This window comes from Bradyrhizobium sp. 956_D2_N1_4, assembly GCF_052076025.1.
Taxonomy (GTDB): Bacteria; Pseudomonadota; Alphaproteobacteria; order Rhizobiales; family Xanthobacteraceae; genus Bradyrhizobium; species Bradyrhizobium barranii.
In genome coordinates, this window is record NZ_CP197237.1 from 7,928,325 (window position 1) to 7,944,407 (window position 16,083).

Sequence of the window (16,083 nt, forward strand, 5' to 3'; positions counted from 1 at the left end):
CGCTTTCGCGGGGAATGACAGCGGAGAGCGGCGAGGCAGCTGTCCTTCCGCCGCGCCCTACCGCTTCGCGTCGGCCTGCTCCGTGCCATTGCACGAGATCAGCATCGTGTACGGCCGCGCGTTGCCGGCGATGTCGGTGGTCTTGAGCTCGCCCTTCGGTTCGGCGGTCTGGTAGGGCACCACGGAATTGTCGAGGAAGTCGCGCAGCATGCCGGTCTTGATGGCGAAGTTGATGTTCTCCGGAATGTTGCCGGTCGCAGCGACGATGCGCAGTGCGGGGATCTTTGCGGTGACCACGCCCACGATCTGACCGGTGGTGTCGAACAGCGGGCCGCCGCTATTGCCGGGCTGCACCGGCGCGCTGATTTGCAGGAAACGCGTGTCGTTGCGCATGCCGCTGAGCGAGCTCGCGATACCGGTCGTCACGGTGAAGTCCGACGTGAGCAAGCCATGGAAGGGAAAGCCGATTACGATGACGGAATCGCCGGAGCGGATCGAGCGATCGCGGATCCGCGCAAAGTCCTTGAATGTCGTCGTCGACGGCGCCTGCAACAAAGCGAGATCGTTGTTGACGTCGCTCGATACGACGCGCAGCACCATCGCGGCTTCGCCGGTGAGGTTGCCCTTGATGTCGCCGACACAGCCGTCGATCACATGGTTGTTGGTGACGACGTGGCCGTTCGCACTGACCACGAAGCCGGTGCCGGTCTTGGCCCTGGCAACTTTGCCGCCGGCCGGCGGCGCCTGCTTGTCCGGCGCAGGCTGCGGCTTGGCGGCCATCTTGGTGAAGTCGCCGGCCTTGTCGAGCCCGTCGGCTTTCACCTTGGTCACGCAATTGGCCAATGCGGCGATCACCGGCCCGGTCGATGTCAGATCGAAATTCAGAACGGCGCGGCCGGCTGTCGCCACCATCAGGCTCGCCTTCTGAAACGTGCGCACAACATTGACCGGCATGATGGCCGTGAGCATGTTGGGCTGGTACGCCGTGGCGAACAGCCTGGCTTGCTCCTGCCCGTCAAAGGTCACGTCGATCGCGGCGTTCTCGCCCTTGTTGAAGCGGTAGCTGGGACTCGCAAAGGCGAGCGACCATGTGCCGGCGGCATTTTGGCTCACGACGAGGATGACGCCGTTCGCATAAGGCGTCGTCGCGGCGCAATGGGAGAAAGCGCCCGTCTCGTCATTGCTGAAGGCGCCGCCGATCCAGTTGCCGACATTGACGCTGCCGAATGGTCCTTTCGCATGCGCGATGCCGGCGACGCTCACCTGCAACAGAGACGCAACGACAAATGACTTAAGCCACATACTTCCTTCCCCCCGGAATGCTTTTGAAGCCATCTTATCCGGCCGAGGTCGTGCGGCGCAACCGGCAGTTGTTTATGCGGATCGAACCATCCGGCTGCGACTTCCGGGCTTGCCTTTACTTTGCGGTGCGATATACTTTGCGATACAAAGTGACGACGGGACGGGCGGTCCCGGTTAATTGGGCGGAGCGGGGTTTTGGCGTTGCCAATGCGCGATCTCGACAAGGCACTGGCCGACATCGTGGCGATCCGCAACCAGATTGCGGCGGGCACGGCGTTCCGCGGCTATGGCCCGGCGACGATCGCTGCGACGGGCGCCGTCGCGCTTCTTACCGCAATCCTCCAATTCTGGCTGCTCGGCGATCCCACAAGCGAGCCGGTCGGCTTCTTCTTCGGCTGGTTCATGGCCGCGGTGCTCTCCGTTCTGATGATCGGCATCGAGATGCGCGCGCGCTCGCGCCGTCATCATTCTGGCCTGGCCGATGCCATGATCCATCAGGCGGTCGAGCAGTTCCTGCCCGCAGGCGTCGCCGGCGTGCTGCTCGCAGTGGTGATGTGGAAGTTCGCGAGCGAGACGCTGTGGCTGTTGCCCGGCCTGTGGCAGATTCTGGTGTCGCTCGGCATTTTCGCTTCCGTCCGCTCGCTGCCGCGCACCGTCGCGCTCGCGGGCGCCTGGTATTTCATTTCCGGCTTCGCGGTCGTGGTGCTCGCGAGCCGGACTCACACGCTATCGCCATGGACCATGGGACTGCCCTTCGTGATCGGGCAGTCGGTGATGGCGGGCATTCTGTATTTCGCGTCCGGAGACCATGATGTCGAAGACTGACAGCGCACCCTTCTCCTATGAAGGGCTCGACCGCGTCATCCACGAGAAGGCGAGGCTCGGGCTTCTGACCTCGCTGATGGCGCATCCGAAGGGTCTGGCGTTCGCCGACCTCAAGCAACTCTGCGGCCTCACCGACGGCAATCTTAGCCGGCATCTTGCCGTGCTACAGGAGGCCGGCCTCGTCGAGGTGACCAAGGGCTATGAGGGCAACCGCCCGCACACGACCTGCCGCCTGACCAAGGCCGGCCGCCGCCGCTTCCTCGACTATCTCGCCGTGCTCGAGCGGCTGGTGCGCGACGCCGCCAAGGCTGCCGGCCGCGACGCGCCGCCGTTCGGCCGTCTCGGTATCATCTCGACTTGATCCCCCTTTTTTGACCGGAGACTTTGCAATGCAAAGCGACATGACCTCTCGCAACGAGAAGCTTCACGTCGGCATCATCATGGACGGCAACGGCCGGTGGGCGACGCGCCGCGGCCTGTCGCGCCTGCGCGGCCACGAGGCCGGCGTGGAGGCGATCCGCCGCATCGTCGAGGCCGCACCCAAGCAGGGCATCGGGACGCTGACACTTTACGCCTTCTCCACCGACAATTGGCGACGACCAAAAACCGAAGTCGCCGCGCTGATGACGCTGCTGCGCTTCTATCTCGCCAACGAGGTGCAGAGCCTCGCCAGGAACGGCGTGCGCCTCACCGTGATCGGCCGCCGTGACCGTCTGCCCGACGGCATCGCCAATGCGATCGCGCGCGCGGAGGACGCCACGGCGCACGGCAGCGCGCTTCACCTGCGCATCGCGGTCGACTATTCCGCGCGCGACGCTATCCTCAACGCCGCAGCGAAGGCGGCGGCACTGACGAGCCTCACACGCGAAGCCTTCTCGCAACTCGTCACAGGTGAAGCAGGCCTTCGCGACGTCGATCTCATCATCCGCACCTCCGGCGAGAAGCGGCTGTCGGACTTCCTGCTCTGGGAAGGCGCCTATGCCGAGCTTCACTTCACCGAGCGGATGTGGCCCGAATTCGACGCGGGCGATCTCTCCGCGGCGCTGGCGTCCTTCCACGGCCGCGAGCGCCGCTTCGGCGGCCTCCAGGCGATCATGCCCGACGAGGTGCCGTCACTCTCCCGTGTGTGATGTACGGCACGGGACAACGAGCTGTTCGTTTTCAGCCGCATGATTGGCAGTGGTGTCCAAGCCGCGGAAGCGCGGCCTCGGTTAGGTGTGCGAGCCACGCAACCTGCCGAGAGCATCACGCATGTCACTGTTGTTTCCGGGAGCCGTCGTCGAGCCTGTCGAACTGGCCGAAGCGAAGGGCACGGTCTGCATCAGGACCGCCAGTGTATCCGACGTCGAGAACCTGTCGGTCTATTTCACCGGACTGTCCACCACGTCGCGCAACAAGCGCTTCATGGGCGCGCGTACCGACGTCGCCCTGGTCGCGGCCGAATGCGCGGCGAGGACGGGCCGTCCCGGTCATTTCACCCTGCTCGCCGAAGTCAGGCAGGGAGGGCAGCACACCATCATCGGCGAAGCGAACTACGCCTATGATGCGACTGCACGGCATGGCGAGTTCGCCATCTCGGTCGCCGATGCGTTCCAGCGCCTGGGCCTCGGCTTGCAGATGATGACGGCGATGGAGACGCGGGCGACCGATCTTGGCCACGAGATGATCGCGGCCGAGACTGCGCGGACAAATGCCGAGATGCGTGGTCTGGCGAAGAGGGCAGGCTTCCGGGATACCGGCCTCGGAGACTGGCAGTCGGTTCATCTCGCAAAGCGCTTGTCGCGATAGCCCGTCCGCGCGTTGCCGCCTGGCACGGATCGTGCTCTAGTATCGCCTGGATTTCCCCAGCGATGGGAGCTTCGGCGATGCGCGCAGTTCTGGATCATTGCACCGGCGGAACGGAGCGGCAGGTCAAGGCCGGCACGTCGGTCGTCACCGAGGGCGGCACCAGCAGCGGCCGCCTCTACGTGCTCGTCGAGGGCAAGCTCGAGGTGCTCAAGAGCGACACGGTGGTCGCGACCATCACCGAGCCCGGCGCCGTGTTCGGCGAGATGTCCGTGCTGCTTGGGTTGCCGCATACGGCAACGGTGCGGGCCAGCTCGGATTCCGTCATCTATGAGTTCGAGGACGCGGCATCATTCCTGATTCAGCGGCCCGAGGTCGCGCTGCTGCTCGCGCGCACGCTGGCGCAGCGGCTCAACGTCGCCAACACCTATCTCGCCGATCTCAAGCGGCAATATGCCGGCCACGGCACGCATCTCGCCATGGTCGGCGAGGTGCTCCAGAGCATGATCAACTTGCCGCCGCTCGAGGTCTCGCCAGGCTCGGATCGACAATCCGATCCAAGGATGTGAGCCAGTCCGGCGGCTCCTCGACGGTGTTTGCGGGCCGCTTCAGCGGTGCGCCGAGGTCGATCCACTGCGCTTCGCCCGCTGCCAGCCAGAACGCCTTGTCCGCAGTGAGATCCAGCACGATATGCGTCGGCGGTCGGCCCGGTTGCAGGCCGGCGTTGAACACCCAGGTCAGCCCGAGCCGGTCGAACCACGAGCCGTCGGCGATGAAGGGCGACTGGTGGACATGGCCCGAGATCACCATCGACGGCTGATACTGCATGATCCACTGCACCAGATCGACATCGCCGAAGAAGCGCTTGCCGCCCCAGCTCGTCGGCGAATTCGCCGGCGGCGCATGATGCGCCCAGATCCAGCGCTGCGGACGATTGGCGGCGGCGTCGCGCAGCTGCTCGACGATGCGCTGCTTGACCAGCGGGCCATCCCACCACGGGCACACCGTGAACAGCGTGTCGCCGATGGCGAGGCTGTCGCCGTCGCAAATGATCCCGAGCTCCCGCACCTCCGAGATCCAGCGCGAGATCTTCTCGCCCTCCGCATTGCGCTCGTCGAGGTCGTGATTGCCGGAGCAGAGGATCACGCGGGTCTGCGCCGCGAGCAGCGCGAGGTATTTCTTCAGCACCACGATCTGCGCGCGAAAATCCACCATCGAGCCGATGTCGAGCGCATCGCCGGCGAAGATCACGAGGTCGAACTGCGGCGCCGCGCTGGCCAGCCAGTCGAGCTGCGGCAGCGAGTAGTGCAAATCGGCCACGACCAGGCAGCGCATTGAAAATCCGTGGGCGGGTTTGAAAAGGTCCGGGAATTCCAAAACGTTAATTACAAAGCAAGAAGCAGACCAGAATGGCTGCCTCTCTTCGTCAAGCCAATGGCCGGCAGCATGCTGCGGCGCATTGGCGTGCGCAAGTGACCGGGCGCCGCAGGGCTGGACCGTGTCATCGAATTCTGATGTCGTGGCGCATCCTCAAACGCCCGTATCCGCATGACCTCCTTCAAGACCATTCGTGCCCGCGCCGAGAAACGCAAGGGCGGCCCCAAGGCGCTGGACAAGCTGATGCCCGAAAAGCCCGACCTGAAGGGGCTCGCCAAGCTCGGCGACGATCGCATCCTCGCCGAGATGACCAGGCGGGTGTTTTGCGCGGGCTTTGCCTGGAGCGTGATCGATTCGAAATGGGACGGCTTTGAAGCGGCGTTTTTGCATTTCCAGCCGGCCAAGCTCACCTTCCAGCCGGAGGACTATTGGGAGGGCCTCGTGCGCGACGCGCGCATCGTGCGCAACGGCGCCAAGATCATGTCGGTGCGCGACAACGCCAGCTTCGTCCAGGAGATCGCAAAAGAGCACGGCAGCTTCGGCAAGTTTCTGGCGAAATGGCCGCCATCCAACGAGGTCGGCCTGCTCGATCTCCTGACGAAGCGCGGCAGCCGGCTCGGCGGCAACACCGGGCAGATGCTGCTGCGCTTCGTCGGCTGGGATGGTTTTGTCACCTCCAGGGATGTCGTCGCCTGCCTGCGCGATGCCGGCCTCGACATCGCCGAAGAGGTCAAATCAAAGGGCGATCTCGCAAAAGTGCAGGCACAGTTCAACGCCTGGGCCGAGGAGACCGGTCTGCCCTACACATATCTGTCACGCATCTGCGCGCTGTCGGTTGGCGAGAACCGAAGCGAGCATTAGGTCACGAGAACAAGGAGAAACAAAATGGCAAAAGCCTATTGGGTTGCGACCTACCGCGCGATCAAGAGCCCCGACGCCATGGCGGCCTACGCCAAGCTGTCGCGTCCGGCCATCGAGGCCGCCGGTGGACGCGTGCTCGCGCGCGGGATGCCGGTTGCGGCCTTCGAGCACGGCCTGATGGAACGCGTCGTTCTCATCGAGTTCGACAGCGTCGAGCGCGCCAAGGCGGCGTATGAAAGTCCCGCCTACAAGGCCGCTCACGACCTGCTCGGCGACGGTGCCGACCGCGACATCCGGATCGTCGAAGCCGCCGAATAGCGGCATCGACAGGCGGATCGTGTGCATCGTGTGGCGATCCCGTGCCGTGAGCGCGGCGGATGAAACTCGCGATCACGAAATGCATTTTTCCGGAACATTCGTGCGCAACACCCGTTCGGGAATTTGAGCCAGGCGACACAGGCGCAGGGAACGCCCGTTTTGGCTCAATTCACTGAAACCCGGCACGACAGAAACGGAGCAGCGCATGAAGCTCACATCCGAACAGGTGAAGCAGACCGTCAACCAACTCGGCGCCCAGGTGCTGCCCGACGAACATCCCGCCATGCCGCAGCTCAACAGCATGTTCGGCGAACACACCTTCTTCGTCGACGAAACGGGCCTGAAGGTGCTCGAGCCGACGCCGTCGGTCGGCGCCGAGCGCCAGACCGGCGAAGTCGTCAGCCTCGCCGACTGGAGCGATGCCGACCTTACGCGCCTGATGGCCCACGAGCCGGAGCCGACGGGCGTGATCGTCGTGTTCGAGCATATGAGGCATTGATTGGCCCGAGCGGATCGACCTTTATCGGTGGCGGGTCTGAAAATCCCGCCACCTTCCATGATTGGTTTGGAGCCGCGCCGCGGACAAAGATGTCGTGTTCGCGGAGGGTCTTTCCAGTCTGGTTCAAATACCGAAAGTCAGCTGCGGCTCCGCATCGTCGCTGTCCTGGAGGGAAGAAAGCGACACCCCCAGCAGCCTGACGCGCTTGGGTAACGGTATCTCGGCTTCGAGCAAGCCGCAGGCCAGCTGCCCCAGATCGTCCCGGCCTGCAACCGGCGCCGTGACGGACCTGCTGCGCGTGATGATCTCGAAGTCGGCGAATTTGATCTTCAGGGTGACGGTGCGGCCGCGGTTGCCGGTCGTCTCGCAATGGCGCCAGACCTTGTCGACGAGCGGCTTGAGCTCGGCGGCCAGCGCGCCGTATTCGTCGAGGTCGGTCGAGAACGTCGTCTCCGCGCCGATCGACTTGCGAATCCGGTTAGCCCGGACCGGCCGCTCGTCGACGCCGCGTGAGATCCAGTAGTAATAGGCGCCCGACTTGCCGAAATTCGCATTCATGAACTCCAGCGACTGGTTGCGGATGTCGAGGCCGGTGAACAGGCCGAGCGCATTCATCTTTGCACTGGTCGCCGGGCCGATCCCGTGGAACTTGCCGACGGGCAGCGTCTCGACAAAGGCGGGTCCCATTTCCGGCGAGATCACGAACTGACCGTTGGGCTTGCGATGATCAGAGGCGAGCTTTGCAAGAAACTTGTTGTAGGAAATACCCGCCGAAGCGTTGAGGCCGGTCTCGGCCTTGATCTTCTCACGGATCAGCAAGGCGACGTCCCGCGCCAGCGGGATGCCTTGCAAATTCTCGGTCACGTCGAGATAGGCCTCGTCGAGCGACAGCGGCTCGATAACAGGCGTGTGCTCGGCGAAGATGTCGCGGATCTGCCTGGAGATCGCCTTGTAGACCTCGAACCGCGGCCTGACGAAGATCAGGTCGGGATATTGCCGCTTCGCGGTCACCGAGGGCATCGCAGAGCGAACGCCGAACTTGCGGGCCTCGTAGCTCGCGGCCGCGACGACGCCGCGTTCCGCGGAGCCGCCGACCGCGACCGGCTTGCCGCGCAGCTCCGGATTGTCGCGCTGCTCCACGGACGCATAGAAGGCATCCATGTCGATATGGATGATCTTGCGGACGGGCGTGGCCTCGCCAGTCACCGTGCCGGATTCGCTCATGAAACGATGATACAATTGCCCGAAGAGAAGCGCGAGGTGATGGATGCTTCAGCTATTGGTCTTCGTCGTCGGTGTGGTCGGCATCGGCTGGCTGATCGGCGCGACCAATCTCCCGGGAGAATGGTATGCGGCCCTTGCCAAGCCGGGTTTCGTGCCGCCGAACTGGGCGTTCCCGGTGGCGTGGACTATCCTTTACATCATGATCGCGGTTGCAGGCTGGCGGACTTTTCGCCGTGAGCCGTCGGGTCGAGCGATGCAGGTCTGGGCCGCGCAGCTGGCGCTGAATTTCGTCTGGTCCCCGGTGATGTTCACGATGCACCAGATCGGCGCCGCGCTCGTCATACTCATTTGCCTGTTCGTCGCGATCGTTACCTACATCAGTCTCGAGACATCACGGGACAGGCTGGCCGCCGCGTTGTTCGTGCCTTACGCAGCCTGGGTCGCCTTTGCCGGCCTGCTCAATGGGGCCATCTGGCGCCTGAATTGAGGCGATTTGTGCAAGGTTCATCAAAGAGCAATCTCAGGCTTGTGAGTGGCGAGCCTAGGCCCGCGTTCCTACATGGGGGCGCGGAGGACAGCCAATGCAATACAGCTCCGAGCTCATTCAGACCATGCGCCAGGCCCTCGAGACCGTGATGGCGAGCGTACCGGCCGATCAGTCGGTGTTCGGTCTGAAAGCCGCTGTCGCCGAATGCATTTTGAAGGCTGCCGCGCACGGACATACGTCGTATGACGCCCTGGTGACGTCCGCCTCCGATCAGATCCAGTCGATCATCTCGATGCTGACGTGAGTGCTTGCTCTGGGAGGCAGGCGGCAGATCCGGAGTTCATGCCGACGGAGGCGCCCATAGGAACTCAGGACGAATGCCCTGCTGGATGAGGTCCGTGCCAAGCGACTGAAGTGTGAACATGGCGCCGATGCTGGGTCTTGTACCGCTTGTCCAGCAAGTTTGAAGGCCGATCAAGAGCTGCGACAGGGCCTGATTGAACGCAAGCGACGGACTCGGTGTGACGGTCGATTGCTGAAAATCGAACCAGGTCGGAAACGGGATTGGTGTTCCCGTAAAGCTCCAGTGGCCCGCCGCATCCTGCACCAGCGTTTTCTCGGTGTAGATTTCCTTGAAGACATAATAGTGGGCGAATGTTGCATTGCCGGTTGGGGGTTGGTTAGGAGAGCCTTCCGTACCTTCACCTTCGGCCTTGATCAGCTGGATCGCCGCCTGCGCATCGGCGATGCTCTTGATCGGCGTTGCTTCCCCCGAATTGACCGCGAAGGCGCTGGCATTGATCGCGGGATTGACTGTGGTGAAACCCTCAGCGATCGCATCGTAGAAATCACCGATCGTCGCGGGTCCCGTTCTTGCGGCGAGCGCAACCGGTGGAAATTCCGGATACTCGATCTGCATGAAGACCTGAACTTGATCTGGCGTAAGCGGCTTCAGATCAACGGGCAACTTTTGCAGAATTTCTCCGGGCAGGACATTGGTCGGGTAGCTCGGAATGAAGGCCGCATTGGCAATGGATGGCACGCCGCCGATCGCGGTCAGCATGTTGCCTGCCAAGGCAAAGTGATACATCTCTTGCACCACAATGTCCTGAATCATACCGCCGACGCCGCCCGGGTCGCTGTTGATCGACCATTGCGCGCAAAGATAAGGCGGGATGGTGGAGAACTCCAATTGCATCGCGGTCTGGAGCGCGTCTTTCAGGTCGGAAAGCGTCGTAATGCGATCCTCGACGAACTGGGCGATGGTTTTCATCTGAAGCACCCCTCCCGACTCGGTTGATTGCGAAGCCCTGTTCCTGGCGCCGCCACTGGATCGACGTCGTCAAGCAGGTTCCGTGTTGGCTCATTGCTTGCGGGACGAGCTCTCCTGGGGTGATTCAGTCCGACAATAACCGGATATCGGTCTGCGACATCACGCCTACAATCGGACCTGCCCCGATGATCGCGACCAGAAACGTGCCGCGATCAGGCTCATTTTCCGCAACCTATGAACAATAGTACAATTTAAGGGTGCAATCAATTGCGCAGCTGGTCAGAGATTTGTGACCGCTTTTCCATTCGACGTGCTTAGCCGGACGCGCGCGCGACGTTGCGAAGGCCAGATTGCGAGCCGCAACATTTGATTGATGGTGCCGTCACAGCGTCAAAAGCCGGCACACAGCCTCGGTCCGGCACGCAGTCTCGGTAAAGAGCAAGGAGACTGGCGCACCCGACACGATTCGAACGTGTGACCTTTGCCTTCGGAGGGCAACGCTCTATCCAGCTGAGCTACGGGTGCTAGTCGAGGTTCATTTAGCCGATTGGCGGGGGGTGGGCAACCGCTAGGTTTGCCTGGGGTGGCTCGGTCGGATGGTTGCGGCGCCCTCCTCAGGCAAAGGTCACACGTTCGAATCGTGTCGGGTGCGCAGGGAAAGCACGTGCCGAACGTGCCGGGACTGTGGCGAATCCGAATCGCTGCTTTGCAGCGATCCCGCCCGCGTCGTTACTCCGGCTCAGGGACCGAAGGTCGGCTCTTACGAACCGCCTTAACCGCCGATTCAATGAGGGGTTCGTTCCACAGCCGCGAATACATTTGGTCGCGGCTCGGATGTTCCGGGTGGAGATAGTTTATCAAGAACGTCGTGCATCTTGCGATCGATTTCAGCTCTTCAATGATTTCGACAAGTCCAACTCACGGTAAACCAATATTCGTGAGTTATCAGGTTCAAACCGACTCTTATTCAGCGTCTCAAACTTTGGATCTAGATTTGCTTCAGAAACCGCGACGAATATGTCGAGGTATGCCGCAGGATCAACTAACAATAGCGCGTCCGGAAGTTCGTCAGAATGAGCCCAGATGTGATGCGCAACATTGTTTCGTTTTCGGGCGGCGGATCGGGCAAGCCTTACGACCGCCTCGAACATCTCCAATTCGGGATCCATCAGCTTTATTTTGCCCGCAGATAGAATCATGTCCATCTGCGCGCTCGCGCTTCGGACAGCCTGCAGCATTGCAATTGTAGGCCCTGCCTCAGCTGCCAGCAGGAAGGCTAGAATTGAACCAACGTTGGCTTCGATATCAGCCCACCGAACTATGATCTCCGCAAGGAGCGGCGCCAATTTTGGGCGCCGTTGGATAGCCTCCGGGCTTGCGAATACCTTGGCGCTTGATCGCACTCTTGAGAGGGGTTGGGGAGGCATCCGTCGATCCAAGATGTCAATCGGCCTGTAAATTTGGCTCTGACTCACTTTTGATGCAGTTCGAGGGATGTCTGGCGCTTTGATTTGGGGGAGAATCAGCGCCATGCAGCAGGCACTCCAGCGCTCCAGTCTGGTGCCGAGTGGATTTGTTGTAGAGAGTGCGTACTACGAAGGTGATAAGGCTGTTATTGCGGTCCGGGCGTCGGGAAGCATTGGTCTGTGCCCATCTTGCGGAACGGTTTCCCGACGCGTCCATAGCCGATACCGGCGTCGTGTGACTGATCTTCCCCTTTCGGGGCGGATCGTACAGCTTCTGGTGATTGCTCGTCGCTTCCGTTGCGGCGCCGTCCTATGCGGGCGCCAAATCTTCACCGAGCGCTTCGCCGAAGGGGTGCTGGCACCGTCGGCGCGACGCACGGCAAGGCTGGACTCTATCGTCCATCACCTCGGTCTGGCACTTGGCGGTCGACCGGCAGCAGGCTTCGCAAAACGGCTAATGCTGCCGGTGAGCAAGGATACGCTCCTTCGCGTGGTCCGACGCCGTAGCCGTCCGCCAGCTGATCCGCTCAGGGTTATCGGCATTGATGATTGGGCCTGGCGGCGCAACCACAGATACGCCAGCATCATCTGCAACCTGGAGCGGCGCCGAGTAGTCACCCTGCTCCCGGATCGGGAGCCCGCAACTGCCCAAGCCTGGCTCGCTGCTCATCCCACGATCGCGATCGTTGCCCGTGACCGTGGTGGGGGATATGGCGAAGCGACAGCAAGAGCCTTACCGCATGCGGTACAGGTTGCAGATCGTTGGCATCTGATGGAGAACGCCAGTCGGGCCTTCCTCGATGCCGTTCGCAAATCGATGCGCCAGATACGCACAGTGATCGGCGCGACCACGATTGATCCCAAGCTGCTAACAGCCGCAGAGCGGATCCAGTATGAGGGTTATCTGCGCCGCGAGGAGACCAATGCGGCTATCCTGGCTCTGTCGAAGAATGGCATACCCATCAAGCAGATCGTGCGTCAGACTGGTCACAGCAGGCAGCTGGTACGGCAGGCGATTCGCGGCGAACGACACGATGTCTTCCGGACCCGGCAAAGTTCGTTGGACTTACACTTGCCGTGGCTCGACGATCAGTGGGCGTCCGGCTGCCGAAACGGGGCTGAACTTTGGCGTCGTTTAACGGCGCGTGGCTTCAGAGGCTCGCTCCGCGTCATCAGCGAGTGGGCGACCCGCAGACGAAGGGCTGAAAAGCCCGACGCACGAAAACTTCAGCGGATTCCATCGGCCAGAACGATCGCGCGCCTCATGACAATCGGCGGAGATCTGCTCACGAAAGCAGAGACCGTCACGGTCGCGGCAATCGAAGCTGGCGTACCATCCTTGGTCGAGGCTCGCGAGATCATCGCCGAATTCCACTTGATGATCCGGCGCAGAGCCGAAGCAGGGCTCACGCCGTGGATCGACCGCGCCCGCGCCAGTCTCGTGACTTCCTTCGCCAGCGGCGTCACGAAGGATGAAGCGGCGGTTCGGGCGGCAATCACTTCGCCCTGGTCCAACGGACAGACTGAAGGTCAGATCACCCGCCTCAAGCTCGTGAGAAGGCAGATGTACGGTCGCGGGAAAATCGATCTCCTTCAGGCCAGGCTAATCGGTGCAGAATAATCGGAGCTGCACCAAAATTGCGTCAGAGCCAATTTTGGACGCCGATCCCCCGGCTTAGGGGGTCAATATTGCAGGCCGAATGACATGCGACATTGAAGCGGCGCACCGGCTCTAAAAAATACTGCATTTAAAGGAGTTAGATTCGGTGCCGGTCCAACTTTGAAGGGCCGCGGCCCGTTCTTCTGCGCCGCAACTGTGACGGATTGGGCCTCCAGCGTTTTCGGAGCTAAGGGACGTTCATAATAAAGGGATATTTAGCGAGAAAGCGTTGCGTTGCCAGCACCATCGTCTACAGAAAAGTCCGGATGCGAATCGTGAGGAGGCTGAGACCTTCCACGGGTCAATTCGGCGGCGATAGCTTGCCGAGCTAGTGGGTTGAAATCGGGCTCGCCCTCGCACACCTTCGCGCGGGCCGGTCACATAAGTCATTCGTGCACGGTCGACCGTCCGAAAAGAGGGTGATCATCTACATGGCATACCAACATGGCACGCCGATCTTGGCATAGTTCCTATCACTCTTCCGCCGCAGAGACATTCTACTAAGTCGCTCGGTCTGGCGCTGCCCAAGTCTTTCATAAGATCCTCGAGGCTGTCTCCTGTGTCCGATATGGCCACCGCCCGTTCGAAGGCAGCGATTTCAGAAGACGCTGTTAGAGCCGGGTATCTTACTTTCACATCAGCCACGAGAGACTTCAGGGACTCCACTTGCCGGTCTATTGAAACCTCACCGATCGCTCGCAACAGCGCTTCACTTGCCGAGTCACTTGTGGCGAGAATTGAAAATGCGCGGCTGGATTCCAATCCGAAATTTTTGACCATAATGCTGTAGGAGCCACCGAGGCGTCCGCGCTCGACGTAGGAAGACAATGACTGGATTACACTGCGCGTTTGCGTCGGCACACTAGTTACGGTCAGCTTGGCATCTTGAACGAATTTGAAGGGACTATTCAGATCGCGCCCCTTCCGAAAGTCGCTAACGGTTGAGTTATTTCTTAGCGAATCGAAGCGCTGAGATAGCTTATCGGACACGGCGGCCAGAGCTCGATCTCCGTCTCCTTGTGCTCCTGCCTCTGCGGCAGCGTAGAACTCCGATAATTTGCGAATGGCGGGAAATGATTTCCAAAGTGTCGGCGACTTGGGGGTATATCCAAGGTCCTTAAAAGCGGGAGTAAGCACATCTCCAGATGAAGTTTCATAAGAAGCTATCTTATTCAACAAGGATGTTTTCACCGCCATATCAATGGCGACGTCTGCCCGTAGATTGTGGATGTCAGCGCAAACTGCGATCAGAAAAACGAAACTGAGTAACCGTAATGCAATCGACGTCCGTGTTGCTCTAAGCTGAGTTCTGAATGTCATGTCACCCTCCGATTAATTTTGAGAATGATAATCGTCAATTACTTCCTTCAATGTCGTTTCGCACGACTCGCGCGCGCTTGATTGCATCTCTCGATCAAGCAAGGCGCAGAGTAGCGTTGCCATCGTTCTGTGACCCTGAAGTCCTGCCTCATCGAATAGTGATTGCCAGAACTCTTCCGAAGTTGATCCAAGAATCAGATTTCCCCGCCGTATCAAAACAGCGGAAGGGTCCATTTCTAACAGTTGACGATTTGCTTGGTCGAGAACATCCAACCAATCGCGTTGGTTGAAAAATATGTCGCCTACAAGAGCGACGAATTCACGCGTCACGACTTGGGGGGCAACAGTATACGCGTTTCGCACATGCTTTAATTGGTAAGTAGCACTCTGTCGCGATGTAGTCGTTGGCGGTTTGGCGATGGCGCCGCCTAAGGCAGTTAAAGCTTGTCGGTTTGGAAATATCTCAAGATCTGCAACGTTTATTCCCCTCTGGCGGGGTGCGTGCACCTCGGGCCGCACGGCTATTAGTCCGTATTGAGATTTTATCAACGCTTGGGTTCGAACTGCGACATCGCGCAGTGAAAGCCTCTCTTGTTTGCTGCGGACGCCTTCTGTAAGCACTTTTATGAAGGACTCAGAGAACATCGTGTAAGGTTTCGACGCAGGAGATATTGCGGGCTCATCCTTTGAGGCGGCGACCAACAACGCTGTGCCGGTTTCTGGGAGGGCATCAAATGTCTTGTTTTCTACGACCGTTGCCAGATCATTCGATTGAAATTCCTTCACGGCTTCCCCGGCAAAACAGCAATCCAAAATGAGCATCAGATTTTTGTCGCCAGCAAACTGGCCCAATGTTTCAGCAATGGCCCTTATCCTCATGCCCGTAGTGTGCTCCCTCGACTTTCGAGTGGAGCGAACTGCAAGGTAATACTCTCTATCGGAAAGAAATCCGCCGTGCCCAACATAGAAGATGATTACGTTTCTCGAGTCGGTGTTTCGAGCCAGGAAGCTCGATATGCGCTCGTCCAGATCAATTACGCTCGCCGGGTCGTCGAACAAGTTAAGTATTTGCTCAGCTCGTAACCCCAACACGTCCTGCAAATAGCCCAAGAACGCTGCGCTAGAGCGACCAAACGCGAGATTGTTCAATTGCGTGCCGTAACCAGGAAACTCAGTAGCACCCAATACGATCGCAACTATTTTGCCTGCATCTGGACTTGGTCTCTGCATTGTTGCAGTGGTCCATTAGCCTTTGCGGATTGCGTCCACAGTTTTAGCAATGTCGATGTTGGCGGCGGCGTCACCCGTTGCGAGAACGCTACCTCCATCAGTTTCAATGACGACGCGATTACCTCGCTTGGCCACGAAGTCGTGGATTCCTTTTGCGACTGCAATCGCGGCTGGCGTTCCGAGGACCACAATCAATGTAGTCCCGAAGTCCTGCGTTAAGGTGTCGGTCTTGGTAAGTTCTACGGAGCCACCCGATCCGAGGAGCGGGTGGAGCACACGCTCGAGGTCTTTTGCGGCTTTGTTGGCCTCCACTATACTTAGGCCATCAAACCGAATGCGGAGACGATGAAGGTCGCTCTCATGAACGTCAGTGGGACCAGGACTCATGATGACTCTCCCGACCGTGAAGTCGTGCTGTCAAGCATAACAACCTCAAGCTTAGGATTCGCGCGCCTG

General features: G+C 60.3%; 19 protein-coding genes and 1 tRNA gene. 11 read left to right on the plus strand and 9 right to left on the minus strand.

Features of this window, described 5'->3' with window-relative positions; all coding sequences use genetic code 11:
- Positions 1–57: 57 nt before the first annotated feature.
- Positions 58–1,302: a S1C family serine protease gene (locus tag AB7535_RS37430; RefSeq protein ID WP_354113279.1), complete on the minus strand. Its 1,245-nt coding sequence runs from the start codon at positions 1,300–1,302 to the stop codon at positions 58–60.
- Between the two features lie 207 nt (positions 1,303–1,509).
- Here AB7535_RS37430 and AB7535_RS37435 point away from each other — a divergent pair, with 207 nt between their 5' ends.
- From AB7535_RS37435 to AB7535_RS37455, 5 genes are all read left to right on the plus strand, one after another.
- Positions 1,510–2,127: a hypothetical protein gene (locus AB7535_RS37435; RefSeq protein ID WP_028155350.1), complete on the plus strand. Its 618-nt coding sequence runs from the start codon at positions 1,510–1,512 to the stop codon at positions 2,125–2,127.
- Entirely contained in the window at positions 2,114–2,488 is a 375-nt protein-coding gene (locus AB7535_RS37440) for a winged helix-turn-helix domain-containing protein (RefSeq protein WP_166066161.1), read from the plus strand. Before AB7535_RS37435 ends, AB7535_RS37440 begins: the two co-directional genes overlap by 14 nt.
- Positions 2,489–2,516: 28 nt before the next feature.
- Positions 2,517–3,257, plus strand: a complete 741-nt coding sequence (locus AB7535_RS37445; RefSeq protein WP_063980082.1) for a di-trans,poly-cis-decaprenylcistransferase — start codon at positions 2,517–2,519, stop codon at positions 3,255–3,257.
- A gap of 121 nt (positions 3,258–3,378) precedes the next feature.
- Positions 3,379–3,915, plus strand: coding sequence for a GNAT family N-acetyltransferase (locus AB7535_RS37450; RefSeq protein ID WP_166066163.1), 537 nt, complete (start codon positions 3,379–3,381; stop codon positions 3,913–3,915).
- 77 nt (positions 3,916–3,992) lie between these two features.
- The gene (locus AB7535_RS37455) at positions 3,993–4,481 is read left to right on the plus strand and encodes a Crp/Fnr family transcriptional regulator (protein WP_166066164.1); all 489 of its coding nucleotides are present in this window, start codon (positions 3,993–3,995) and stop codon (positions 4,479–4,481) included.
- Here AB7535_RS37455 and AB7535_RS37460 read toward each other — a convergent pair.
- On the minus strand, positions 4,420–5,247 hold the full coding sequence (locus tag AB7535_RS37460; protein ID WP_354113281.1) for a metallophosphoesterase family protein: 828 nt from the start codon (positions 5,245–5,247) through the stop codon (positions 4,420–4,422). The genes AB7535_RS37455 and AB7535_RS37460 overlap by 62 nt on opposite strands.
- Before the next feature lie 213 nt (positions 5,248–5,460).
- On the opposite strand from AB7535_RS37460, the gene AB7535_RS37465 reads away from it, so the two are divergent.
- The 3 genes from AB7535_RS37465 (at position 5,461) to AB7535_RS37475 (ending at position 6,967) form a co-directional block, all read left to right on the plus strand.
- Positions 5,461–6,150, plus strand: a complete 690-nt coding sequence (locus AB7535_RS37465) for a DNA-3-methyladenine glycosylase I (protein ID WP_259260636.1) — start codon at positions 5,461–5,463, stop codon at positions 6,148–6,150.
- Positions 6,151–6,174: 24 nt separating this feature from the next.
- Positions 6,175–6,468, plus strand: a complete 294-nt coding sequence (locus AB7535_RS37470) for a DUF1330 domain-containing protein (RefSeq protein ID WP_028155344.1) — start codon at positions 6,175–6,177, stop codon at positions 6,466–6,468.
- A 205-nt stretch (positions 6,469–6,673) separates the two neighbouring features.
- Positions 6,674–6,967, plus strand: a complete 294-nt coding sequence (locus AB7535_RS37475) for a hypothetical protein (protein WP_354113282.1) — start codon at positions 6,674–6,676, stop codon at positions 6,965–6,967.
- 123 nt (positions 6,968–7,090) lie between these two features.
- Here the strand turns inward: AB7535_RS37475 and dinB are convergent, their stop codons facing one another.
- Positions 7,091–8,191, minus strand: a complete 1,101-nt coding sequence (gene dinB, locus AB7535_RS37480; RefSeq protein WP_354113283.1) for a DNA polymerase IV — start codon at positions 8,189–8,191, stop codon at positions 7,091–7,093.
- A gap of 43 nt (positions 8,192–8,234) precedes the next feature.
- Here dinB and AB7535_RS37485 point away from each other — a divergent pair, with 43 nt between their 5' ends.
- Positions 8,235–8,678, plus strand: a complete 444-nt coding sequence (locus AB7535_RS37485) for a TspO/MBR family protein (protein ID WP_354113284.1) — start codon at positions 8,235–8,237, stop codon at positions 8,676–8,678.
- Positions 8,679–8,772: 94 nt separating this feature from the next.
- The gene (locus tag AB7535_RS37490; protein ID WP_014491045.1) at positions 8,773–8,982 is read left to right on the plus strand and encodes a hypothetical protein; all 210 of its coding nucleotides are present in this window, start codon (positions 8,773–8,775) and stop codon (positions 8,980–8,982) included.
- 36 nt (positions 8,983–9,018) lie between these two features.
- Here the strand turns inward: AB7535_RS37490 and AB7535_RS37495 are convergent, their stop codons facing one another.
- The 3 genes from AB7535_RS37495 to AB7535_RS37505 form a co-directional block, all read right to left on the minus strand.
- Positions 9,019–9,951, minus strand: a complete 933-nt coding sequence (locus tag AB7535_RS37495) for a ferritin-like domain-containing protein (RefSeq protein ID WP_354113285.1) — start codon at positions 9,949–9,951, stop codon at positions 9,019–9,021.
- 448 nt (positions 9,952–10,399) lie between these two features.
- Positions 10,400–10,476: transfer RNA gene (locus AB7535_RS37500), tRNA-Arg, on the minus strand.
- 362 nt (positions 10,477–10,838) lie between these two features.
- Positions 10,839–11,483 (minus strand): hypothetical protein, encoded by a 645-nt coding sequence (locus AB7535_RS37505; protein ID WP_439037541.1) that lies wholly within the window; start codon positions 11,481–11,483, stop codon positions 10,839–10,841.
- Between AB7535_RS37505 and AB7535_RS37510 the strand changes: the two genes are divergently transcribed.
- Positions 11,482–13,038 carry an ISL3 family transposase gene (locus AB7535_RS37510; protein WP_439036634.1) on the plus strand — a complete coding sequence of 519 codons (1,557 nt, stop codon included), beginning with the start codon at positions 11,482–11,484 and terminating at the stop codon, positions 13,036–13,038. The genes AB7535_RS37505 and AB7535_RS37510 overlap by 2 nt on opposite strands.
- A gap of 462 nt (positions 13,039–13,500) precedes the next feature.
- Here AB7535_RS37510 and AB7535_RS37515 read toward each other — a convergent pair whose 3' ends face one another.
- The 3 genes from AB7535_RS37515 to AB7535_RS37525 are packed head-to-tail and all read right to left on the minus strand — an operon-like array spanning position 13,501 to position 16,014.
- Positions 13,501–14,397, minus strand: a complete 897-nt coding sequence (locus AB7535_RS37515) for a hypothetical protein (RefSeq protein WP_439037542.1) — start codon at positions 14,395–14,397, stop codon at positions 13,501–13,503.
- Between the two features lie 12 nt (positions 14,398–14,409).
- A complete protein-coding gene (locus AB7535_RS37520; RefSeq protein ID WP_439037543.1) occupies positions 14,410–15,627 on the minus strand; it encodes a caspase family protein in 1,218 nt (405 codons plus the stop codon).
- A 15-nt stretch (positions 15,628–15,642) separates the two neighbouring features.
- Positions 15,643–16,014 (minus strand): hypothetical protein, encoded by a 372-nt coding sequence (locus tag AB7535_RS37525; protein ID WP_439037544.1) that lies wholly within the window; start codon positions 16,012–16,014, stop codon positions 15,643–15,645.
- Positions 16,015–16,083: the final 69 nt, after the last annotated feature.